The organism is Burkholderia sp. RF4-BP95 (assembly GCF_001521985.1).
Lineage (GTDB): Bacteria > Pseudomonadota > Gammaproteobacteria > Burkholderiales > Burkholderiaceae > Burkholderia > Burkholderia diffusa.
This window is the reverse complement of the sequence record NZ_LOSX01000018.1, coordinates 208,586-231,620: the sequence shown is the minus strand read 5'-3', so window position 1 is coordinate 231,620 and position 23,035 is coordinate 208,586. Positions and strand designations below refer to the sequence as shown.

Below are 23,035 nucleotides of genomic sequence, written 5' to 3'. Positions count from 1 at the left end.
ATGAACCCACTATACGGTGCGTACGGTTCTACAATAGGGAACCATTTCAATATTCCTAGTAGGACCACTTTGGATACCGTGATCCTGGCCGACTGGCTCTCCGCCCGTCTCGACCGCAGTTCGTCCGAGCCGATGTATCGGCAGTTGCTGCAACTGATGCAGCAAGCGATTCTGACCGGGGAATTAGGGCCAGGGACAAAACTGCCCAGTTCGCGCACCCTCGCGGCAGACCTGTCGATCGCGCGCAATACCGTGCTGCACGTGTACGACCAGTTGACGGCCGAAGGCTATGTGCTGACGACGACCGGGAGCGGCACCTATGTGGCCGACACGCGCCCGGACGCGGCCGCGATCCGCGTGCCGGGCGCCGCGCCGCCGCCGTCCGACGCCGGTGCGGCGGCGCAGCAGGACGCACAAGGCGACCTGTCGATGCGCGGGCGGCAGTTGATCGAGCATGCGGGCGTGTCGCGGCGCCAGTGGGGTGCGTTCATGCCGGGCGTGCCGGACGTGTCGGAATTCCCGAGCCGCACATGGAGCCGCCTGCAGGCTCGCCTGTGGAAAGAAGCGAATCCCGAGTTGCTGACCTATTCGCCGGGCGGCGGCTACCGGCCGCTGCGCCGTGCGCTCGCCGACTACCTGCGCGTCGCGCGCTCGGTTAAATGCTCGCCGGACCAGGTGATCATCACGACCGGCATCCACCAGTCGATCGACCTCGCGGTGCGGTTGCTGTCCGACATCGGCGATCGCGCGTGGGTCGAGGAGCCGTGCTACTGGGGCGTGCGCAGCGTGCTGCAGGCGACCGGCCTCGCGCTCACGCCGGTACCGGTCGACCAGGAAGGCATCGATCCGAGCGCGAGCGACATGCAGCATCCGCCGCGGCTCGTGCTCGTCACGCCGTCGCACCAGTATCCGCTCGGTATGGTGATGAGTCTCGCACGGCGTCGGATGCTGCTCGAGTACGCGCGCCAGCACCGCTGCTGGATCATCGAGGACGACTACGACAGCGAATTCCGCTACGGCAGCCGCCCGCTCGCGTCGCTGCAGGGCCTCGACGACGGCGGCCGCGTGATCTACGTCGGCAGCCTCGGCAAGATGCTGTTCCCGGGCCTGCGGATGGGCTACATGGTCGTGCCGGAGCATCTTGTCGACACGTTCCGCACCGGGTTGTCGGAACTGTATCGCGAGGGCCAGCTGATGCAGCAGGCCGTGCTCGCCGAATTCATCATGGACGGGCACCTGACTTCACACGTCAGGCGAATGCGCACGCTGTACGGCGAGCGCCGGCAATTGCTGATCGATGCGATCCATGCGCGCTTCGGCGACGCGCTGCCCGTGATGGGCGACGAGGCCGGCCTGCATCTGGTGCTCGGCCTGCCCGACACGTGCGACGATCGCGCGGTCACGCAAAGCGCATTCGACGCGGGTGTGATCGTGCGTCCGCTGACCAGCTACTACAGCAACCTCGACACCGCGCGGCGCGGGCTGCTGCTCGGCTATGCGTGCGTCGCGCACGAAGGCATCGGCCCCGCGTTCGACACGCTCGCGGCAACCATCGAACAGCATCTGCCGCGGCACTTCACGCGCGCGGCATGACCGTGTGCGTCACTGCGCGGCAACCGTGCCGCGGTCGAGCGACGCCGCGCGCATCGCTTCGCCGGGCTTCGTGAACATGCGCTGCCGCAGCGCGGCGATCTGCGCGTCGCGATCCTGCGGCGACAATCCGGCCGCGCCGATCTGCGCACGCTGCGCCGCATAGTCGGCGTAGCGGCTCTGCCACGATGCGTCGTCCTCCTGCATCTGCGCGACGCGCGCGGCGGCTTCCGGGCCAAGTGTCTGCGTCAATTGCGCGCGCATTGCGTCCGGCGTCGCCCCGCTCTTCTGCAACTGCGCGATCTGGTCGATCGCGGCCTGCTGCCGGTCGGCCTTCTGCCGTGCCGCGCGTTCGTCGGCGGGCATCTGCTGCGCGAGCGCTGCGAGCCGCTCCGCCTTCTGTGCATCCGTCAGCGTGCGGTCCTGCGCAATCTTCAGCCGCGCGAGATCGTAGCGCTGCCGCCACTGCTCCGAGCCGAAGAACGGCTGGCTCCAGTCGCCGAGCGCGCGCGACGCGATCGACGCGCGCCGATCGAGCGCGAGCTGCAGCGCACCGAGATCGGACTTGTCGACCGCGCCCGCCTCAGGCAGCTTCGCCAGCGCGTCGAGATACGCGCGATATCGATGCCAGACGTCGAGCGCCTCGGGTTGCGCCGCCGTGCCGTCGAGCTGTGCGGCGATCTCGCGCACGACGAGTGCGTCGAGCGCGGCCGCGTTCAGGTCGCTGCGCGCGGTCAGGCAGTAGTCGAAGAAATCGCGCACCGCGCGCGACTTCGCGAGATGGCCGCCGGCATCGAGCGGCAGCCTCGGCGCACTGGAACCGGCGAGCGGCGGCGGCAGGCCCGCGCTCGCGGGCAATGCGGCCTGCGGCGGTGCGGCGCGCTTACCGCCGAGCACTGCCGCATCGGCCGCCGCATGCGTCGCGTCGGCGCCGCGATGCGACGCCGTGCCGCCCCAGATCGCGACGCCGGCGATCGCCGCCAACCCCACCGCGCCATAGACCGCTACGCGCCGCGCCAGCGGCGCGCGTCCTTCACGTGCCGTCATCGATCATGCGCCCGCGAGCTTCAGCCGGTTCGCATGCGTGCGGATCACCGCGACCGGATCTTCCGCATTCGCGCCGCGCACGCCGAGCAACTGGTTGATCTCGTCGAGATGGTTCCACTTGTAGCTCGTGCTCAGCACCTTCCCGTAAAGCGCACTGCACTTCGACACGAGCCCGTCGTTCTGGCCCGAGGCGCGATTGATCATCACCGTGCCCGTGCCGAACAACGCAAGCGTCGACAGGTCCAGCGCGTTCGCCGGGTCGATCAACGGAATCGTGCTGGTGTCCGTCGCGCCCGTCACGCCGAACGCGGAGACGGTCGGCTGGATCGCCGTGCCGGCCCACGAATACAGCAGGTGCGTATTGCCACCGACGGTTTCCGTCGGCGCACCCGTCTGGCAGCTGCCCGGCGCGCCGAGGCCCGCGCTCGGGTAATTCTGGTTGTACGTGGCGGCCTGGGAAGTCGTCAGCGTCTTCAGTGCGGCGAGCGCGTCCTGATTGGCGTTGTTGCTGCTGCTCGTCAGGATACCGAACACATTGGCGAACGCCGCGATCACCGACGACGACAATCCGGTCGGATCGTAGGCAAGCACGCCCTGCACGAAGTCGGCGAACTCCGAGCCGCGATGCGGCGTGCCGATCGTCGTCACCGACGCGACGAGATCGGGCGCGACGGCCGCGACGTAGCGCGAGGTCAGACCGCCTTGGCTGTGACCGACGAGATTGACCTTGGTCGCCCCCGTCGCGGCGAGTACCGTCTTCACGTAAGCGAGCAGTTGTTCGCCGCGCCCGTTCGGCCCGTCGTCGCTCTGGAACCCCGACAGGTTCGCGACGTAGACGGTCGCGCCATGCTGCTGCAGGTCCTCCTGGATGCCGTACCAGTACTCGAGCACGCCCGCGTACTTGTCGGTGCCGGTGAGCCCGTGCACGAGGATGATCGGATAACGCGTCGCCGCGTAGTCGTCCGCCGGCGCGGTTGCCGCCATCGCCTCGTGCGTCGTCGCGAGCGTCATCAGCGCGGTCGTCCCCGCGAACGGCGCGACGCTCATCGCGCAAGCCACTGCCCCTGCCACCCCCCTGGAACGCATCGATCTGGCCATGTATGTTCTCCTGATTATTGTGTTGCCGGTGCGAATGAGATCGGATCGACGCGCACGGCGGGTCGCGAACGGGACGGTCGCGGGCAACGTGTGCGTCGAGTACAGGAGTGAATCACGAGTCGCGAACGTTTGCGCCCTGACTAGATACGGTTCTCTAATCGGTTGACGCGCCCCGCCCATTCGGGCGGGGCTGCGTTCACGCGTGCGCATGCTGCATCGCACACGCGCGCCGCGCGTTACAGCTTCGCGCTCACACGCACCCATGCCGTGCGCCCCGGCTCCATCACCGGCGCGTTCGCCGGATAGCCGAAGCCCGCATTGCCGGCGAGGTTCAGATGCTCGGTGTAGGCCTTGTTCAGCACGTTGTCGATGCCGACCGAGATCTGCACCTTCTTGCTGACGTTGTACTGCGCATGCAACGACAGCACGCCGAAGCCGGCGCTCGGACCGAAGTCCTTGCCCACCACGTTGCCTTCGTTCAGGGCATAGCGATGCTGCGGCGCAACGACCCGCCACAGGCCGCCGGCCGACCATGCGCCGCGCGTGTATTCGAGACCGAAGCGCGCCTCGAGCGGCGGCATCTGCGGCAGCGGATCGCCGCTCGTCGCGTTGCGCCCCCACGCATACGCGAGCGACGTCTCGACGCGCAGCGGTGCGACCGGCCGCCACGACACGCCGGCTTCGCCGCCCATGATCTGCGCGTTGACGTTGGTCGCCTGCGTGGTCGGCCCCATCATCCCTGCCGCGTAGTTGAACAGGATGTAGTCCTGCACATAGCCCGCGTAGGCCGACACCCACGCATCGAACCGGTCGCTCTTGTACTGCGCGCCGATGTCAAGCTGCGTAGTCTTCTCCGGCTGCACCGCCGAGAACGCGTTGATCGAACCGGCCGGCCCGCGCTTCGCGGAGAACAGTTCCCAGTAGTCCGGATAGCGTTCCGCGTGACCGATCCCCGCGTACCACGTGACCGGCAGCGCGGCGAGATCGCGCTCGTACCGCACGAAGCCGCTCGGCAGCACGCGCGCGCGATCGTCGTCGAAGGTCGGGTTCGGCTTGCTCGACATCATCCCGCGCGTCGTCGCACGCTTGTCGCGCGCGCTCGCGTAGTCGACCCGCGCGCCGCCGATCACGCGCGACGCATCGCTCGCATACCACGTCAGCTCGCCGAACGCGCCGGCATTCCACATCGTCGCCTGCGCATCCCACGGCTGGTCGCCGTAGTTCTGTCGCCCCATCGCCGAGCGCGAATCGAGCCGGTTCGACTGCGCATCGACGCCGGTCACGAGCTTGAAGTCGTCGCCGAATCGGAACGTCGCGGCCGCCCGCGCACCGAGCGTGCGGCGCCGCACCTCGGATGCCATTCGCATCGGCATGCTGCTGGTCGGATCGGGTTGCCGCAGCGTGTAGTTGTCCATCACGTGGTCGGCTTCGTTGTAGTACACGCGCGCTTCGATCCGGTCGAGCACGTCGCCGAGATGCCGCTTGTCGAACGACAGGCCGAACGTCTCGCGACGGAAATGCGCGCCGTCCATCCCGCGCCCCGCGTAGCGCGCATAACCGTCACCGGTGCCCGCCGTCAGTTCGACGCGCGTGTGATCGTCGGGCGTCCAGCCCAGCGCCGCGTCCGCGTTCCACTTGTCCCATTGCGACGGCACGGTGTTGCCGTTGCCGTCCTCGTAGTCCTGCGCATGCGCATGGTTCGCGATCACGCGGCCGTAGACGTCCGGCGTGCCGGCCGTCACGTCGACGTTCTGATCGTTGCGGCCGAACGATCCGCCGACCACGCTGCCGTCGAAGCGCATGCCGGGCCGCTCGAAGCGCGGCGTCACGCGTTCGAACAGCACGGTGCCGGCCGATGCGCCGGGGCCGTACAGCACCGTCTGCGGGCCCTTCACGACGGTGACCTTGTCATAGCTTTCCGGCGCGATATACGAGGTCGGCGCATCCATCCGGTTCGGGCACGCGCCGAGCGTCGGCATCCCGTTCGCGAGGATGTTCAACCGCGACCCGAACATCCCGCGCAGCACGGGGTCGCCGTTGGTCCCGCCGCTACGGATCGACGTGAAGCCGGGAATCGTCTTCAGGTAGTCCGCACCGTCGCTCGCCGGCAGCGGCTGGCGCGGCGTCTTCGGATCCGTGACGACGACGAGCGGCGTCGTCAACGGCGACGCCACGACTTCGACGGGCGGCAGCAGCACGGCCGCGTCGTCCGTCGGCGCACCGGCGGCCTGCGCGGATTCGGTCGCGGCCGCGGCGGCGGTCATCGCGCCGACGGCCAGCGCGGGAACGGTGAGTTTCAGCATGCGCGGCACGCGCCGCGCACGGGAATGGCGCGCCGCCCTCGGCGCGCGCAAGGAAAGAATGGTCATGATCGAAAGCCCGAGTGACGCCCTCCACGCGGCCTCGACGGACCGCACGGATATCGGCGATGAATGGAACGGAAGACAGCGCGTCAGGCGCGCTCGGGCGGTGCGCGTGGGTACGCGCGCGGATAGCGGTCGGCGCGTGCCGCGACCGCATGCGGCGCGGCGGCGGAAACGGCATCAGGGGGGACGAAGGCGAACGATGCGGCGGCCGCGCCGCCGATCGCGGGACTGTGCGCGAAGAAGCCGCAATAGCCGCACGCATCGAGATGCAGTGCATGGTCGTGCGCGCGGCCCGCATCGGGCGCGCGGTGTGCGCCATGCTCTGCACTGCAGACGATTGAGTCAGGAGTGGCCGCCTGCGCGATGCGCCACTGCGACACCAGCGGCGCCGCGATCGCGAGCCAGATCGCGAACACGCCGAGCCAGGCGGTCAGGTGACGATGTCGGTGCAGCATGCGCGGCGATGCGTAAGCGGAATGTAAAAGCAGCCGAGATGTTACAGAATGTTCGCCGCGATGGCCAGTCGCGCATCGCGGTAAACGGACCGGGGGCGCATGGTTGTCGATACAACCATGCGCCCCCGGCTGCTGCGCGGCTTCAGCGCGCGGCCATCACGGTGCCATGCGTCGCAGCACGTCGTCGCGCCGGATGAAGTGATGATAAAGCGCGGCCAGCGCATGCAGGCCGATCACGAAGTAGAACGCGTTACCGATCAGTTCGTGCGCTTCCTTGATCGTCGGCCGCAGCGCCTTGTCCGGTCCGAACAGCGTGAACGACACGCCGATCCAGTCGAGCGACACGGGCTTGCCGCCCATGTTGATCAGCATGATGCCGAGCAGCGGCTGCGCGATGATGAATACATACAGCGCGAAATGCGCGAGCTTCGACAGCCACTTGAGCAGCGTCGTCTGTGGAATAGCGTCCGGCACGCGGCTGATCATGCGCCACAGCACGCGCAGCACCGACAGCACGAGCACGAAGGTACCGGCCAGCAAGTGCACGTTCATCCAGAACACGCGACTGTCGCTGCCTTTCGGGCCGCGAATCTCGATGGCCAGGTAGGCCAGCGCCACCAGCAGGAAGATGGCCCAGTGGAAGAAGATCGCGGGTGAGCTGTAACGCGTCTGTTTCGCGAGGATGTTTTTCATGCTGTGTCTCGTAATTTCTCGTGTGGTATGCGGGGCCGCCACATGCCGCGGTTGACGGCAGCCCCCGGCGGCTGCCCCGATTGTAGCCTCACGCGCGACCGGCGTTGTCCGGCCGGATCAAATATCCGAGGAATTCGCTCGGCCCGTCCACTGGCCCGCCATATGGAAAGTCCGAATCGCGCGCGCCAGCGGCTGTGGCACGATGAAGCTTTGGTGCGACGTTGCGCGGGCATCATGAGCAAAGCGTTCTTCGTTGCGGCCTACCGGCTGATCGCCGCGTTGCTCGCGGTGTCGACCACGCTGCACAGCGTCGCCGGCTACTGGGGCATGCCTGCCTTCCATCTCGGCAACTACTTCAGCTACTTCACACAACTGAGCAGCCTCTATGCCGCGGCCATGCTGGTCGTGGGGCTGTCGCGTGTCACGCGTCCCGGCTCGGCGCGCTACGAATCGATGCGCGGCGCCGCCGTGCTCTACGTGCTGATCACTGCGATCGTCTACGAATTGCTGCTCGCGCGGCTCGATGCGTTGCGCCACGTCACGCCGGCCCTCAACAACTGGGTCCTGCACCGGATCGTGCCGCTCGTGGTGCTGTGCGACTGGCTGTACGTGGAACCGCGCTCGCCGATCGCGTGGCGCAGCGCGCTCGCGTGGCTCGGCTTTCCGGTCGTCTATCTCGGCTATACGCTCGTGCGCGGCGCGCTGGAGAACTGGTATCCCTATCCGTTCGTCGATCCGCGGCCGCACGGGTACGTGCCGGTCGCGATCCAGTGTTCGCTCATCGCGCTCGGCGCAGCGGGACTCGCGCTGGGCATTCGCTGGCTCGGCAATCATGCGAGGCAGTCCGGCACCGCGGAGCTCAAGGAAGGGTGAAGACGGGAACGTGTGCGCCGCGCGGCGCACACGCCGTGACGCAGCGCGTCAGCCGCCGTTGCGCGGCAGGAAGTTCATCGGATCGACGACCTTGCCGTTCTGCCGGACTTCGAAGTCGAACGTCGCGCGACCGCTCGCGTCGGTGCCCATTTCGGCGACCGGCTGGCCCGCGCGCACCGCGTCGCCTTCGTTGACGAGCAGCTTGCCGTTGTGCCCGTAGGCCGTGATGAGGCCGTTGTCGTGCTTCAGGATCACCAGCGGGCCGTATGCCTTGACGCCGGACCCGGCGTAGACCACGCGCCCGTTTGCCGCCGCCCGCACCGAACGGTCGGGCCCGGTCGCGGCGATCACGATGCCGCGCGTCTTGCCGGCCAGGAACGGCGCGGCGACCATGCCCGTGGCCGGCCAGGCCAGCGAGCCCGGTTGCGCGGCCGCGGCGGGCGCCTGCCCGAGCGAGGTCGCGGCAGGCGGCGGCGCGACGCGCAGCACCTGGCCGGGCGACACGGCGTCATTCGGCGACATGTGGTTCCAGCTGGCCACGTCCTGCACGCGCTGCCCGTAGGCGGCGGCGACGCCGGCAAGCGTGTCGCCCGGGTTCACGCGGTAATAGCCGGCGATCACGCCCGGCGTGGCGACCGACGCCGGCGTCGACGGTCGTACCGGCTGCCAGCTGTCGGTCCACGGCGTCATCGTACAGCCCGTCAGCGCGGCAGCCGCGGCGACGAGCGCCGCCTGCGGCAACCAGCGCGCCAGCGCATCGTGGATCGGAATCGTTTTTCTCAAGGGTCCTCCCGGATTTGCGTCGTTGCGCCGCCCACCGCCCTCCGGCGTGCGACGCACGATGTCCGGCCAGAGGCCGGACCAACCAGTATCCGACCGCTCTCGCGGCCGTCAGTTTCCACAGCGGGACGTCGGCGCGAACGGGCTCACCGGCCCCTTTTTCGCGCCATTTTCGCGTCGTCCCGGGCGTCAAAGATACCATCTGTCGTGGTCAGGACCGCGACAGGCGCCCGATCCGGCAACAATCTTGCGGTCTCGCAGACGCGTGTCGGCGGGCCGCGAGCCGCATCGCGCAGGGCGTCCGAAGCGGCGTCAGGCCGCCGTTCCGCAACCGCCGGCCGTGTCTCGCCGACAACCTCCACCCCGCCTCCGGCCGCCTCCTATACTCGGAGGTGCACCGCACGACCCCGCGATAACGAGGAGAAAAACCATGAACAATGCGACGTTTCTGTCCGTGCAGCTCAACGCCGAGGATTTCGCCGGTTCCAGCGGCCTCGTCGAATTGCTCAACCGGCACCTGCTGTTCGCGACGGACGTCGCTGAAGCGGCGGACGCACTCGTCCAGCTGGCGAGCGTCGCACACCTGAGCGGCGCCACGCGGCACAGCGTCGAGTTGCCGGTACTTGCGATCGAGCGGCTGCGCGACGCGCTCGACACGCTGAGCGGCTACGACGAGGCCTGGCTGCAGGCGCTGGAGCCGGCCGACGCGCTGTTCCGGGACATCGGCCGCGGGCCGCGGCCGCTGCATTGACACGGCGGGCGCAGCCAATGAAAACAGCCCGTCGTTCCGTGATGCGGAACGACGGGCTGCGGGTACTGCGCGGGGTCACATCAGGCCGCACATGCGACCCGGCGATCGATGCCGATTAACGACCCTTGTAGACCGGTGCGCCATCCGACACGCGCTTGACCTGCCAGCCGGTCTTGGCGGCCGCCGGAGCGCCCGATTCCTGCTGGCCGGCCGGTTGCGCGCCGTAGCCGCTCGTATCGGCAGCGGCCACGTTTTGTTGCGGGTTCACGCGGGCTTCGGCTGCCTGGATGCCTGCCGGGTAGTCGGTACGGTCGCTGCCCAGCTTGTAGCCGGCCTGTTGCAGCTGGGCCAGTTCGGCCTTCACCTGCGCACGGGTGACGGGGGCGTTCTGTTGGGCGAACGAGACGGCGGGAACGGCGAGGACAGCAGCAGCAGCGAACGTTGCGATCAGCGATTTCATGATTACCTCCGGGATTTTTTTGCTCCGCCGCACACACCATGTCTGCAGCGATGGAACAAAGTTTAGTCCCGAGATCACCTAGGGAAAACCATGAAAGAACGAAAACACTGTTTCCTCGAAGCCAACAATTCCGGCATCCGGGAACGAAAAACCCTACTCAAAGAATAGAATTTCGCAACAATGCCATCCTCGCCCGCCGGTTACGACCAGTTCGCGTGGAAGCTGCCCGGCTTGTCGGTACGCTCGAACGTATGCGCGCCGAAGAAGTCGCGCTGCGCCTGCACAAGGTTCGCCGGCAGCCGCTCGGAACGGTAGCTGTCGAAGTACGCGACCGCCGACGCGAACGCCGGCACCGGCACGCCTGCCTTCACCGCGGCCACCACGACGTCGCGCAGCGCCGTCTGGTAATTCGCGGCGATGTCCTTGAAGTACGGGTCGAGCAGCAGGTTCGCGAGCGCGGGATCCTTCGCGTACGCGTCCGTGATCTTCTGCAGGAAGCGCGCGCGGATGATGCAGCCCGCGCGGAAGATCTTCGCGATCGTCCCGAGATCGAGGTTCCAGCCATACTCTTCGGACGCCGTGCGCAGTTGCGCGAAGCCCTGCGCGTACGAGATCACCTTGCTCAGGTACAGCGCGCGGCGCACCGCTTCGACGAACGCGGCGCGATCGCCGTCGAACGGCGCGGCGGCCGGGCCCGACAGGATCTTGCTGGCCGCGACGCGCTCGGTCTTCAGCGACGACAGCACGCGCGCGAACACCGACTCGGTGATCAGCGGCAGCGGCACACCCAGATCCAGCGCGTTCTGGCTCGTCCACTTGCCGGTGCCCTTCTGCGCGGCGCGATCGAGGATCACGTCGACGAGGTGCTGGCCGGTTTCTTCGTCCTTCTTGCCGAAGATCTTCGAGGTGATCTCGATCAGGTAGCTGTCGAGCTCGCCCTGGTTCCACTCGGTGTACACCGCGCCGAGTTCGTCGTTGGTCAGGCCCGCGACGTCCTTCAGCACGGCATAGCTTTCGGCGATCAGCTGCATGTCGCCGTATTCGATGCCGTTGTGGACCATCTTCACGTAGTGGCCCGCACCGTCCGGCCCCATGTATGCGACACACGGCTCGCCGTCCGACGGCGCCTTCGCGGCGATCTGCTTGAGGATCGGCTCGACCAGGTCGTACGCGTCGCGCTGGCCGCCGGGCATGATCGACGGGCCGCGCAGCGCGCCCTCTTCGCCGCCCGACACGCCGGTGCCGATGAAATGCAGGCCCGATTGCGCGAGTTCCTGGTTGCGGCGGATCGTGTCCGTGAAATGCGTATTCCCGCCGTCGATCAGCACGTCGCCCTTCTCGAGCAGCGGCTTGAGCGATGCGATCGTCGCATCGGTCGCTTCGCCGGCCTTCACCATCATCAGGATCCGGCGCGGCGTCTCGAGCGACGCGACGAACTCTTCGAGCGTATAGGTCGGTACCAGATTACGGCCGGGGAATTCGGCGGTCAGTTCGTCGGTTTTCTCGCGGCTGCGGTTGTACACCGACACCGCGTAACCGCGGCTCTCGATATTGAGTGCGAGATTGCGGCCCATCACCGCGAGCCCGATCACACCGATTGCTTGTTTGCCCATTAGTCAATTCTCCGGAAAAAACAGGGCGCGACCCGAACCGGGCCGCGCGCACAGGCGAAAGGATAGTGGAAACCCGGCTGCGATGCGCGCTTGCGTGTCATTGCTCCGCGTGCGGCAGACGCCGGAACACGACGCTCAGATTGTTCGCCGGCATCTCGACGACCTCGATGCAGTCGAGCCCGCGGTCGAGGCCGAGCGCGACGACTGCCTCGAGATCGCGCACGCCCCACGAGGGGTCGCGGCTGCGCAACTGCTGGTCGAACGCTTCGTTGGACGGCGCTGTGTGCCGGCCTTCGCGGCGATACGGGCCGTACAGGAACAGCACGCCGCCCGGACGCAGCACGCGCGACGCGCCGGCGAACAGTGCGTCGGTGCAGGCCCACGGCGAGATGTGGATCATGTTGATGCAGACGATCGCGTCGAATGCCGCGGCCGGCCACGACGCGTCGCGCACGTCGAACGCCAGCGGCTCGGCCAGGTTCGCGAGGCCGGCATGCGCGACCCACGCGGCGATCGAGCGGCGCGCGTGCGCGTCGGGATCGCTCGGCTGCCAGCGCAGCGCCGGCAGCGCCCGCGCGAAATGGACCGCATGCTGCCCGGTGCCGCTCGCGATCTCGAGCACGTCGCCGCTGGCCGGCAGCACGCGACGCAGCACCTCGAGGATCGGCTCGCGATTGCGCTCGGCCGCCGGCGCCGACAGCCGCGCGGACGGATCGGGCGAAGACGTCGGCCCGGTCACGATGCGTGCTCCGGCGCGTCGCCGGCGACGCCCAGCCGCGCGTTCAGCGCGTCGAGCGCGGGCGCGCAACGCGCCTCGACCTTCAGCGTCAGCATCGGATCGGCGCGCGTATGACCGAGGTTCAGCGCGGCAACGGGCTTGCTCTGCGCCTGGGCCCACACGCAGAACCGGTAGCCGGAATACACCATCAGCGACGAGCCGACGACGAGCAGCGCATCGGCCGCATCGAGCGCCTGCGACGCCAGCGCGACGCGTTCGCGCGGCACGTTCTCGCCGAAGAACACCACCGCCGGCTTCAACAACCCGCCGCAGGCCGGGCAGGCCGGAATGCGGAACGTGTCGAGCGCGGCCCATTCGAGGTGCGCGTCACCGTCGGCGGCGGGTTCCGCCTGCGCACCGAGCAGCTCGGGATTGTCCGTTTCGAGCAAGGTCTGGATCGTCGCGCGCGCGTGATGCGCGCCGCAATCGAGGCATGTGACGCCGTTGATGCCGCCGTGCAGTTCGATCACGTCGCCGCTGCCGGCACGCTGGTGCAGCCCGTCGACGTTCTGCGTGACGAGGCGCTCGATCCGGCCGGTGCCGCCGAGCCGCGCGAGCGCGACGTGCGAGCGGTTCGGCTGCGCACGGCCCACCACGGGCCAGCCGATCATGCTGCGCGCCCAGTAGCGGCGGCGCGCGGTGTCGGAACCGAGGAATTCGTGGAGCTGGATCGGCGGCGAGCGCATCCATTGACCGTTGCGGTCGCGATAGCCGGGAATGCCGGAATCCGTGCTGATGCCCGCACCGGTCAGCACGAGCAGCCGCGGATGGCGCTCGACGAACGCGTGCAGCGCATCGAGCGCGCCCGGATCGATGCTGGCGGACGAGGGGGTGGGCAAGGCGATGTCGTTCATGTTGGCGGCGCGTGATCGGGCGCGGCGGCAAATCGTGCGGCCAGCGCGCCAGCACATGATACAGAACGCCGCGCGATCGGGCCGGCGATCCGCGCGACACCGGCGCGGCAAAAAAAGACGCCCATCGACCACATGGCGATGGGCGCTCCAACAATTGATCCATCGGGGTAGTGGATCAACTGACAGCACAATGTCGTCAGATCCACCGCGGCGCGGCCGGCGGACCTTTCCCCTGGACTACACCTTCGATTTCCTGATGTCGGGCGGATCGCCGCGCGGCACCGCGTGCGGGAGGCACACGCATGCGTCGCGCTCGGCACGCATGCGTTTCGCGCGCCGGCATGACGATCCGGAACTCATGATTGCCCATCTGCGTGCACGGGCGGTTCATCCCCGACGGCCGACCGGCACCGGTCGGCCTCGTGCGTCATGCATGCACGTCGTCGTTCGGAACGAACCCGAATCGTTCGGATGGAACGAAAGGCCGCACGCTCATGTCACCGCGATCAGCGGCGAAGCGAATTCACGGGCAGGTCGGCGATTCATGTTTGCAACACGACACGTTGCGATTCGGTCTGTTCTCATTCTCTTGTCCCCGTCTTCGATGCGTCCGACCCACTGAAGCGATGGCCGGCCCTCTACCGTGCCGGCGATCGCGCTCACGGCGCACACAGACATGCAAGGAGCGCACCATGCTTCGCGGCGCAAGGCCGCGCGGCCGGTGAAGTGACCCCGATGCAGATCGTGCGGCGACAGAAATACGTGAACGTTTCGAAAGTGAAACGACGGGAAGCGGCGTGCGCGACGGGCGGATGGACGCGACGCCGATGTTGCAGGAATGTGACGTGTGCGCCGGCGAGGTGTTTGCACGTGAGCGACGCCGACGATCTGCTTACAATCGCCCGCTCCCGACCGCGCAGGTCGGACATGCGTGCGTCCCGGCTGCCGACGCGCCCCGAGCGTCGTCCGTAGTGCGTCCGTGCAGATTGACTGCCGGTTGACCGAAGGCACCGATCATGCCGGAACCGCCGATGCCGCCGATGCCGCCGCGCATCGCTCGCGGCGCGTCGCAAGCGTCGCGCAAACACGTTAGCATGCGAACACCGTACGGCGCGCGCCCGCTTCGCCCCGTCTTCAAGGAATGGACATGCCCCTGCCCGCCTCCGGCCGCGCCGACGTCGCGCAACGCGTCTTCTCGGCCGAGCGGCTATCGATCGGCCTGACGCTGCCGCTACTGCGCGGCGGCCGGACCGTCGCCGATTTCAACGAGCAGCTCGAACTCGCGGCGCTGGCCGATTCGCTCGGCTTTCGCGCACTGTGGATTCGCGACGTTCCGCTGAACAGCGCCGACTATCCCGACCCGGTCGGGCACCTCGATCCGTGGGTGCTGCTCGGCGCGCTCGCGTCGCGCACGCGCCGGATCGTGCTCGCCAGCGGCGCGATCGTGCTGCCGCTGCGACATCCGCTGCATATCGCGAAGGGCGCGCTGTCGGTCGCGACGCTGTCCGGCGGACGCTTCGTCCTCGGCCTCGGTTCCGGCGACCGGCCGCCCGAATATGCGGCGTTCGGCGTCGATGCGGAAACGCGGCGCGACCGGTATCGCCGGCATTGGGACATCGTCGCGGCCGCGCTCGGCGTGCCGTCCCGCGTGCTGCCCGACGAAACACCGCCCGACGCGCCCGACTTCACGCTGCTGCCGCGCGGCGACGCCGCGGTGCCGATGCTCACGGTCGGCTCGGGCGGACAGAGCGTCGACTGGATCGCACGGAACGCGATCGGCTGGATGACGTACCACCGCGATCCGGACACGCAGCGTTCTCGTTATTCGATGTGGCGCGCGGCCGTCGACCGGCTCGCGCAGCCGGGTTTTCGTGCGTTCGGCGTGTCGATGCGGCTCGATCTCGATGCGAATCGCGATGCGCCGGCCCGCGCGCTGCCGCTCGGCTACGCGACCGGACGGAACGCGTTGATCGGCATCTTGCGGGACATGCGCGCAGCCGGCACGCACCACGTCACGCTGAATCCCGGCTCCGACCGGCCCGTGCGCGAGGTCATCGAGGAAATCGCCGAGCACGTGCTGCCGATCTTTCACGACGAGCAGGGTTGATTCATCAGGATTCCCGAGTTCGCTGCAGGTAGCCGCACTCGTGGATTGCACCGAATCGATGTGCCCGGGAGCACGTTTCGTTCCTGGCTTGATCGTCACAAGAGTCGACGTGCGCGAACAAGGGCTCGCGAACACCGCCGGCACGCGAAACAAGCCGCGCCGCCTGCTGTATGCCCGATTCGAATATTCGTCGACGGAACTATTCGGGTCCGTTCGCGATCATGTTAACTTCCGTCCATCGTCCAGACCGGCGGGCCACATTTCGATGTGCGCCCGCATGCCAACCCATGCGACATTTCCTGCTCGGCTGGCTGCTCGCCGCCGTCGTATCGATCGCTCACGCGGCTACCCCTGCACCAGCCGCCGCGTCGGCCGCCTCCGGCGCGGCGCCGACACTGACGCCGCAACAGGCGCAGCGCGCCCTCTCCGTCCTGCAAAATCCGCGCGAGCGCGAACAGGTCGAAACGACGTTGCGCGCGATCGCGGCCGTCGGCGTGCTGAGCACGCCCGTGCTTCCGGCGAGCGCCGCGGCACCGGCCAGCGCGGCATCGGCCGCCACCGCCGCGCTCACGACGAACGGGCTCGCGTCGATGCTCGTCCGGCAGGGAGCACGCTGGGCCGGCGAAATCGGCGGCGCGCTGAACGAATCGCTGCGCTCGCTGCTCGATGTCGGCTCCGTCGGCAACTGGTGGCACGAGCGGCTGGTGCGCGCCGACGAACGCGCGGACCTCACGCGCGCGATCCTGGTCATCCTCGCCGTGCTCGTGCCCGCGTTCGTCGTCGAATGGTTCGCGAAGCGGCTGCTGCGGCGCGCGCTGGCCGCCCTGGGCACGCGTCGGGCCGAATCGTCGCGTCGGGCCGAGCCCGAACCCGCCGAGGCGGACGATTCCAGGGCGTCAGCGCCGGCCGACGCCAGCGCCAGCGCCGAAGGCACCGCCGCGCCCGATACCTCGTCGCAAGGCCGCGGCCATGCACGGCGCCACACCACGCTGCTGCGCCGGATGCCGCGCGCGCTGGTCAGCCTCGCGCTGCGCGTGGTGCCGCTGCTGGTGTTCGTCGGCGTCGCGAGCCTGACGATGTCGGTGCTCGACGGCGCCGGCACGCCAACCGAAACCGCACTCGAATCGCTGATCGACATCTACGTGATCTGCCGTCTCGTGACGATCGTCAGCCGGCTGTTCTTCCAGCCCGATGCGCGGCAATTGCGGCTGCTGCACGTCAGCGACGCATGGGCCGCGATCGCGCAGCGCTCGATCGCGCGGATCGTGATCGTCGTCGGCGTCTGCACGGCCGCGGTCGAGATCGCCGCGAGCTTCGGCCTCAGCGACGCCGGTCACGTCGCGCTGCTGAAAGCCGTCGCGCTCGTCGGCCACTTGATGATCTCGGCGCTGATTCTCCGGTGCCGCCAGCCGGTCGCCGCCCGCATCCGCGCGGCCGGCGACGATCGGCCGGCCTTCGCGATGATCGGCAACGCGCTCGCCGACGCGTGGGCGCCCGTGTCGGTGTTCGTCGTGATGGCGCTGTGGTTCGTGTGGGCGCTCGACGTCCACAACGGCTACCGCGTGCTGATCGCGCTCGGCGGCCGCTCGATCGCCGCGATGATCGGCATGCGGATCGTGTCGATCGTCGTGTTCGGTGCGCTCGCGCGACTGTTCCAGCGCCGCGACGACGATCGCACGCTGGTCCACGTGCACGCATACCGCTATTACCCGTTGGTGCGCCAGATCGTGTCGGCGGCGATCGCCGTCGTGACCGTCGTGCTGCTGCTGCAGATCTGGGGCGTGCCGATCTTCCACGCGTTCCAGACCGGCACGATCGGCCATCGGCTCGCGTCGGCGCTGATCACGATCGCGATCGCGGCCGTCGTCGCGCTGATCGTGTGGGAAGCCGCGAACATCGCGATCGAGCGCCGCCTGCAGCAGTGGACGCGCGAGGGCAACCTCGTGCGCGCGGCGCGGTTGCGCACGCTGCTGCCGATGCTGCGTTCGCTGCTGTTCATCATGATCGCGCTCGTCGTCGTGCTGACGGGCCTCAGCGAAATCGGCGTGAACATCGGGCCGCTGCTCGCCGGCGCCAGCATCTTCGGCGTCGCGCTCGGCTTCGGCTCGCAGAAGCTCGTGCAGGATTTCATCACCGGGATCTTTCTGCTGATGGAGAACGCGATGCAGGTGGGCGACTGGGTCACGCTCGCCGGCGTGTCCGGCACGGTCGAATACCTGTCGATCCGCACGGTGCGACTGCGCGCGGGCGACGGGTCGCTGTATACGATCCCGTTCAGCTCGGTGACGACCGTCAACAACACGAATCGCGGGCTCGGCAACGCAGCCGTCAAGGTCAGCATCGCATACGGGCAGGACATCGATCGGGCGATCGCGACGCTGAAGGAGATCGGCGCCGCGTTGCGCGACGATCCGACTTACAAGGACGGCATCCTGTCGGATTTCAGCTACTGGGGCATCGACCAGGTCGACGGCGCGACGATTGCGCTGGCCGGACAAATCCAGTGCAAGGACTCGGCACGCTGGGGCGTGCAGCGCGAATTCAACCGGCGTATCGCGGTGCTGTTTCATGAACGCGGAATCCGGATCGCGAATCCGCAGCGCAGCCTCGTCGCGTATGACGACGGTTCGCGGCCCGTGGCGCCCGGGAGCGACGAGAACGGCGCCCCTACCGCCGGCACGCCGGCCGCCGAGCAACCGCCACCGCCCGCTTCACCAGACCGCAAGCCGGACTGATCGTGCGGATGCCGCTGGCTCGGCCACCGCGTATCGTGCCGTGCCTGTGCCATCGAACGGCCGTTGGCCGCGCTCAACGCGCGGCGGTTTTCATCGCGCGCTGAACGCGCTTCGCCGCGTTCGCCAGCGCCGCCCACTTCGCGTCGGCCGCCCGCTCACCAACTTCACGGTCACAACTATCCCAATCGGAGACGGGCGCGGGAGATTCGAATGATTTCTCGAATACCGTTCGTTCATTACGAATCGAATCGCGAATTATTCTGCATAAATATCTGAAATTGCATCCGGTTTCGGGTTCGAAAATTACAAAATACCCCGTGACTTTTCAAGAGTATTTCAGCCTAACCCATTTAACTTTGTTTCATATCATCAGAAAAAGTTTGACACCGAACTTTCGTTCTTGATACCGTCCGATGCAAGCAATCCGACGAATTGCAAACCACGCAATCGTTCCCGCTCGACGCATCTCGTTTCCGCCGCACCGAAGTTCTCGCCGCCGACCGTCGCTTCTTCCGTTGGCGCATGCAACATCCCGATGCACTCATTGGGCAGCCGCCATCCGGCAGCAGTCCGAAGGACCGAACAAGATGAGCAGGACACCGAAGCTGTTGCTCTAGCCATCCCGCCTGCATCAGGCTTGCTGGCGCGGCCGGTCCTCATCGCGGCCTAGCGCCTTCGTCACCGAGCTTTCCAGCATTTCGCCCCCGGAGGATCACCACCCGTCCGGGTCGGGCGAAAGGCCCCGTCGCGTCCGCGCCATCCGCGCGAGCGCGGCGGATATCGGCGGCGCACGATCCGCGCCGCTGTCGACCGTTGTTGTTCGTGCAGTTCGATGTTCAACCGGAGGGGTAATTCAAAATGAATCAGGTTGCAAACAAGAAACAAAAGCACATCCGCATCGTCAAGCTCGCCTTCGCCGCCGCAGCAGCCGCTTCGTTCGGCATGACGGCCGTCCATGCCGCACCGGCCGCCGGCTGGACGGAAACGCGCACCAAGGGATTCCTGCCGCTCGTCCAGCAAGGTGAAAGCAGCAGTACCGCCGGTGCGCCGGCGGCCAGCACCGCCGCCGCTGCCGCCGCTGCCACCGAGATGGCGCCCGGCGAATCGGTCGACATCGTGCTCGGGCTGAACCTGCGCAACGAGGCGCAACTCGACCAATACCTGCACGACCTGCATACGCCCGGCTCGCCGCACTACAAGCAGTTCCTCACGTCGGCGCAGTTCGCCGCGCAATACGCGCCGACCGACCAGCAGGTCGCCGCCGTCGTCGCGCACCTGCGCCAGGCCGGCTTCGTCAACATCGTGGTCGCGCCGAACCGCCTGCTCGTGTCCGCGTCGGGCACCGCGGCAACGGTCAAATCGGCGTTCCGCACGACACTCAAGCGCTTCACGCGCAACGGCCGCAACGTCTATGCGAACACCGATGCCGCGCAGGTGCCGAACGCAATCTCCGGCATCGTCGGCGCCGTGCTGGGCCTGCAGAACGTCGAGCTCATGCATACCGGCGCGGGCAGCAAGCCGCAAGGCAACACCAGCAACCTGACGATTCCGGCTGGCGCATCCGCGGTGCCGCACTACCCGACGGAATTCTCGTCGCTCTACGGCGGCGACGGCACGCCGACGGCCTCGCAAACCACCGTCGGCATCATCTCCGAAGGCGATCTGTCGCAGACGGTCAGCGACCTCAACACGTTCGCCGCCAACAACGGCCTCGGCACGATCAGCAGCAGCGTCGTGCCGACGGGCCCGTCAGGCAGTTCGTACACCGATACATCCGGCACCGTCGAATGGAACCTCGACAGCCAGTCGATCGTCGGTGCAGCCGGCGGCAGCGTGAAGCAGGTCGTGTTCTACGTGGCGCCGTCGATGACGCTCACCGCGATCACCGCCGCGTACAACAAGGCGGTGAGCGACAACGTCGCGAAGGTCATCAACGTGTCGCTCGGCGTGTGCGAATCGTCCGCGTACAGCACCGGCTCGCAGGCGACCGACGACACCATCTTCAAGCAGGCCGTCGCGCAAGGCCAGACCTTCTCCGTATCGGCCGGCGACCACGGCGCGTACGAATGCGCGAGCGGCACGCCGTCGCGCTCGACCTACACGGTGAGCGAGCCCGCGACGTCGCCGTACGTGATCGCGGTGGGCGGCACGACGCTGTTCACCAACACGTCGACCAACGCATACAACAGCGAAATCGTGTGGAACGATCCGAGCTGGCAGCCGGGCACCGTATGGTCGACGGGCGGCGGCTACAGCAAGTACGAAGCCGCGCCGTCGTGGCAATCGTCGAGCCTCACCGGGTCGACCAAGCGCGCATTGCCGGACGTCGGCTTCGACGCCGACCTGCGCACCGGCGCGATCCTCGTGGTGAACGGCCAGACGTCCGACACGCTGTGGGGCTCCGGCTACCTGAACAACGAAGGCGGCACGAGCCTCGCCGCGCCGATCTTCACCGGCATCTGGGCGCGGCTGCAATCGGCCAACAACAACGCGCTCGGCTTCCCGGCGTCGAGCATCTACAAATACTTCCCGAGCAATGCGGCGCTGGTGCACGACGTGACGTCCGGCAACAACGGCAGCGGCACGTACGGCTACAAGGCGAAGGCTGGCTGGGACGCGACGACGGGCTTCGGCAGCGTGAACATCTCGAAGCTGAACACGTTCATCCAGAGCACGTCGGATTTCGCGCGCTGATCGATCGTGCAATGAGCGGTGCGGTTCCGGGTGCGGGTCGTTTTACGCGCCTGGAGCCGTATCTGCGCCGCTGCGCGCGGCGCCTCCAGATCGACGCTGCGCGTCGGCACACGCCGCCCGCGGTCGTCGCGGGCCAGCGAAATCACAGCTGCGATTCGATCGGAAACAAGCCGAGAAACCACACTTCCATGCGCCGCGCCGCCGACACTTCCGGTTCGTGATCGAGCTCGGTCACCGTCCCGTCCGCGTCGGTCTGAATCCACTTGAGCCGCTCCTTCCCGGCCGGATCGGTCCTCGATTCGACTCGCCATGCGATTCGATCGAGCCGCGGCTCCAGGTCCGTCGCAACCTCCGATGCAATTGCAGGGCTTTCGCAGTAAACGCCGATCTCGGTATTGAGGTTCAGCGAGCGCGGATCGAGATTCATCGAACCGATGAAGATGCTCTTGCGATCGAACACATAGGTCTTCGCATGCAGCGAAGCACGCGACGAGCCGATGATGACCTGCTTCGCGATGCTCTTGTCGCCGGACGGTCGCCGTTCGTAAAGCCGCACGCCGGCTTCCAGCAGCGCACTCCGATAGCGCCGGTAGCCGGCATGCACGGCCGCGACGTCGGTCGATGCGAGCGAGTTGGTCAGGATCGTCACGCGCACGCCGCGTGCCGTGAGCGCGTGCAGCCGTTCGATCATGTCCTTGCCCGGCACGAAGTACGGCGACACGATCAGCAGCTCCTGCTCCGGCCGCAACGCGAGTGCGCGCAGTTGCGGCATCAGGTGTCCGTCGCTGTCCTTCGGCGAGCGTGAGATCTTCGCCGGATCGTCGTACAGGACCGTCGCCTGCCCCCAGGACAACTCGGTGCCCTGCCCGTGCACGATCTGGTCGAGCCTGTGTCGCGCCTCGAGCACGTACGGATTGTCCTCCATCGCGCGCAAGTAATCGCGCAACCGTTCGCGCTCCCGGTCGAGACCGCCCGGCGCCGCGTCGTGTCCGACCAGCGCATCGATCGGATACGCATACGGCGAATTCCAGAACGTATCGAATTCGGTCGAGATGTCGTTCACGACGGGGCCGTGCACGACCACATCGAGATCGCCGAACTCCAGCATCGACGACGCGCCGAAATACTCGTCGCCGATGTTGCGACCGCCGACGATCGCCGCCTGATTGTCCGCGATCATCGCCTTGTTGTGCATGCGCCGGTTGACGCGCGAGAACTCGAGCACCGTGCCGATCTTCTTGAAGTGGCGTGTGGCGACCGGATTGAAGAGCCGGATCTCGATGTTCGGATGCGAACTGATCTCGAGCAGCTTGCGATCGTCCGCGTTCGTCCCGAGATCGTCGAGCAATGCACGCACGCGAACCCCGCGATCGGCCGCACGGATGATCGCGTCCGCGAGTTCGTGTCCGGTCAGGTCGTCGTGCCAGATGTAGTACTGAAGGTCCAGCGAGCGGTCCGCGCGATCGGCGAGCAGCACGCGCGCGTCGAGTGCATCGACGGGATCGCGCAACAGGTGAAACGCGTCCTGCCCCGGATGGGCGGCGGCCTGCTGGCGGAACGCGATGCCGAGGCGCGTGGTTTCGGTATCGGTGAATGCGTGCGTTGGTGCGCGACCGGCCTGCGGCGGCAGGCTGGCGCACGCGGCAAGCATCAGCAACGACAGAATCGCACTCCACGAACGCAACATGATCATGATGGCCGCCCCACTGTCGGGCGAAGTCTGTTTGTGTTTGTTCTGGCCGCCGGGCGGAACGCAGCGCTGGCCTGCGGTTCGCGCGCGCGACGATTCTCGATCGTGCGCGCCGACCGCGCTACAGCATACTTCGATTGATATCGGGACGGCACGCTCCGCGCGTTTCCCCGGTGGCGGCGATGCGACACGCGACGCCGGCGTGAACGCATTCAACACGCTCGACACATTCAGGCAGCGCGCAAAAGAAAAACCCGCGAGGCCTTGCGGCGTCGCGGGTTTCGAGACTTCCCCGGATAACCTGGGAAGCGAATCTGGTGGGCCCCCCGGGAGTCGAACCCGGCACCAACGAATTATGAGTTCGCTGCTCTAACCAAGCATGAGCTAGGGGCCCAGACGAGAAGCAACGTGTGCTACACGCCACGCCGGCAACGAAGCCGGGCCGGCATTG

General features: G+C 67.4%; 18 protein-coding genes and 1 tRNA gene. 6 read left to right on the top strand and 13 right to left on the bottom strand.

The features are described from left to right. Positions 1 to 69 precede the first annotated feature (69 nt). Complete coding sequence (locus tag WS46_RS05760; protein ID WP_059524690.1) at positions 70 to 1,593, top strand: PLP-dependent aminotransferase family protein; 1,524 nt, start codon at positions 70 to 72, stop codon at positions 1,591 to 1,593. A 9-nt stretch (positions 1,594 to 1,602) separates the two neighbouring features. Here the strand turns inward: WS46_RS05760 and WS46_RS05755 are convergent, their stop codons facing one another. The 5 genes from WS46_RS05755 to WS46_RS05735 all read right to left on the bottom strand — a co-directional run bounded on the left by WS46_RS05755 (position 1,603) and on the right by WS46_RS05735 (position 7,249). Then, the gene (locus WS46_RS05755; protein ID WP_059689658.1) at positions 1,603 to 2,637 is read right to left on the bottom strand and encodes a lipase secretion chaperone; all 1,035 of its coding nucleotides are present in this window, start codon (positions 2,635 to 2,637) and stop codon (positions 1,603 to 1,605) included. Between the two features lie 3 nt (positions 2,638 to 2,640). Then, entirely contained in the window at positions 2,641 to 3,735 is a 1,095-nt protein-coding gene (locus WS46_RS05750) for a triacylglycerol lipase (RefSeq protein ID WP_059689656.1), read from the bottom strand. Between the two features lie 236 nt (positions 3,736 to 3,971). Then, positions 3,972 to 6,104, bottom strand: coding sequence for a TonB-dependent copper receptor (locus WS46_RS05745; protein WP_059689654.1), 2,133 nt, complete (start codon positions 6,102 to 6,104; stop codon positions 3,972 to 3,974). Between the two features lie 83 nt (positions 6,105 to 6,187). After that, complete coding sequence (locus tag WS46_RS05740) at positions 6,188 to 6,556, bottom strand: DUF2946 domain-containing protein (protein WP_059689652.1); 369 nt, start codon at positions 6,554 to 6,556, stop codon at positions 6,188 to 6,190. A 156-nt stretch (positions 6,557 to 6,712) separates the two neighbouring features. Further along, positions 6,713 to 7,249: a cytochrome b gene (locus WS46_RS05735; RefSeq protein ID WP_059689650.1), complete on the bottom strand. Its 537-nt coding sequence runs from the start codon at positions 7,247 to 7,249 to the stop codon at positions 6,713 to 6,715. Positions 7,250 to 7,483: 234 nt separating this feature from the next. Between WS46_RS05735 and WS46_RS05730 the strand changes: the two genes are divergently transcribed. Further along, positions 7,484 to 8,122, top strand: a complete 639-nt coding sequence (locus WS46_RS05730; protein ID WP_059525630.1) for a Pr6Pr family membrane protein — start codon at positions 7,484 to 7,486, stop codon at positions 8,120 to 8,122. 48 nt (positions 8,123 to 8,170) lie between these two features. On the opposite strand, the gene WS46_RS05725 is transcribed toward WS46_RS05730, so the two are convergent. Beyond that, positions 8,171 to 8,905, bottom strand: a complete 735-nt coding sequence (locus WS46_RS05725; RefSeq protein ID WP_059524678.1) for a peptidoglycan DD-metalloendopeptidase family protein — start codon at positions 8,903 to 8,905, stop codon at positions 8,171 to 8,173. A gap of 427 nt (positions 8,906 to 9,332) precedes the next feature. On the opposite strand from WS46_RS05725, the gene WS46_RS05720 reads away from it, so the two are divergent. Then, entirely contained in the window at positions 9,333 to 9,653 is a 321-nt protein-coding gene (locus WS46_RS05720) for a hypothetical protein (RefSeq protein WP_006760526.1), read from the top strand. A 115-nt stretch (positions 9,654 to 9,768) separates the two neighbouring features. Here WS46_RS05720 and WS46_RS05715 read toward each other — a convergent pair whose 3' ends face one another. From WS46_RS05715 to WS46_RS05700, 4 genes are all read right to left on the bottom strand, one after another. Then, entirely contained in the window at positions 9,769 to 10,113 is a 345-nt protein-coding gene (locus tag WS46_RS05715; RefSeq protein WP_059689648.1) for a DUF4148 domain-containing protein, read from the bottom strand. Positions 10,114 to 10,313: 200 nt separating this feature from the next. Then, a complete protein-coding gene (gndA, locus tag WS46_RS05710) occupies positions 10,314 to 11,726 on the bottom strand; it encodes an NADP-dependent phosphogluconate dehydrogenase (protein WP_059689646.1) in 1,413 nt (470 codons plus the stop codon). Positions 11,727 to 11,823: 97 nt separating this feature from the next. Continuing rightward, on the bottom strand, positions 11,824 to 12,465 hold the full coding sequence (locus tag WS46_RS05705) for a DUF938 domain-containing protein (RefSeq protein ID WP_059689644.1): 642 nt from the start codon (positions 12,463 to 12,465) through the stop codon (positions 11,824 to 11,826). Then, positions 12,462 to 13,358, bottom strand: a complete 897-nt coding sequence (locus WS46_RS05700; RefSeq protein ID WP_059689642.1) for an NAD-dependent protein deacetylase — start codon at positions 13,356 to 13,358, stop codon at positions 12,462 to 12,464. The genes WS46_RS05705 and WS46_RS05700 overlap by 4 nt, the downstream gene beginning before the upstream one ends. A 1,147-nt stretch (positions 13,359 to 14,505) precedes the next feature. Here WS46_RS05700 and WS46_RS05695 point away from each other — a divergent pair. Beyond that, the gene (locus WS46_RS05695) at positions 14,506 to 15,465 is read left to right on the top strand and encodes an LLM class oxidoreductase (protein WP_059690187.1); all 960 of its coding nucleotides are present in this window, start codon (positions 14,506 to 14,508) and stop codon (positions 15,463 to 15,465) included. 287 nt (positions 15,466 to 15,752) lie between these two features. After that, positions 15,753 to 18,200: a mechanosensitive ion channel family protein gene (locus WS46_RS05690; protein WP_059689639.1), complete on the top strand. Its 2,448-nt coding sequence runs from the start codon at positions 15,753 to 15,755 to the stop codon at positions 18,198 to 18,200. 369 nt (positions 18,201 to 18,569) lie between these two features. Here WS46_RS05690 and WS46_RS35060 read toward each other — a convergent pair whose 3' ends face one another. Beyond that, on the bottom strand, positions 18,570 to 18,731 hold the full coding sequence (locus WS46_RS35060; RefSeq protein ID WP_156437121.1) for a hypothetical protein: 162 nt from the start codon (positions 18,729 to 18,731) through the stop codon (positions 18,570 to 18,572). Positions 18,732 to 19,058: 327 nt separating this feature from the next. On the opposite strand from WS46_RS35060, the gene WS46_RS05685 reads away from it, so the two are divergent. Beyond that, entirely contained in the window at positions 19,059 to 20,894 is a 1,836-nt protein-coding gene (locus tag WS46_RS05685) for a protease pro-enzyme activation domain-containing protein (RefSeq protein ID WP_059689636.1), read from the top strand. A gap of 142 nt (positions 20,895 to 21,036) precedes the next feature. On the opposite strand, the gene WS46_RS05680 is transcribed toward WS46_RS05685, so the two are convergent. Further along, the gene (locus WS46_RS05680) at positions 21,037 to 22,587 is read right to left on the bottom strand and encodes a phospholipase D family protein (RefSeq protein ID WP_059689634.1); all 1,551 of its coding nucleotides are present in this window, start codon (positions 22,585 to 22,587) and stop codon (positions 21,037 to 21,039) included. Between the two features lie 312 nt (positions 22,588 to 22,899). Beyond that, positions 22,900 to 22,978 (bottom strand) — tRNA-Ile (locus tag WS46_RS05675). Positions 22,979 to 23,035: the final 57 nt, after the last annotated feature.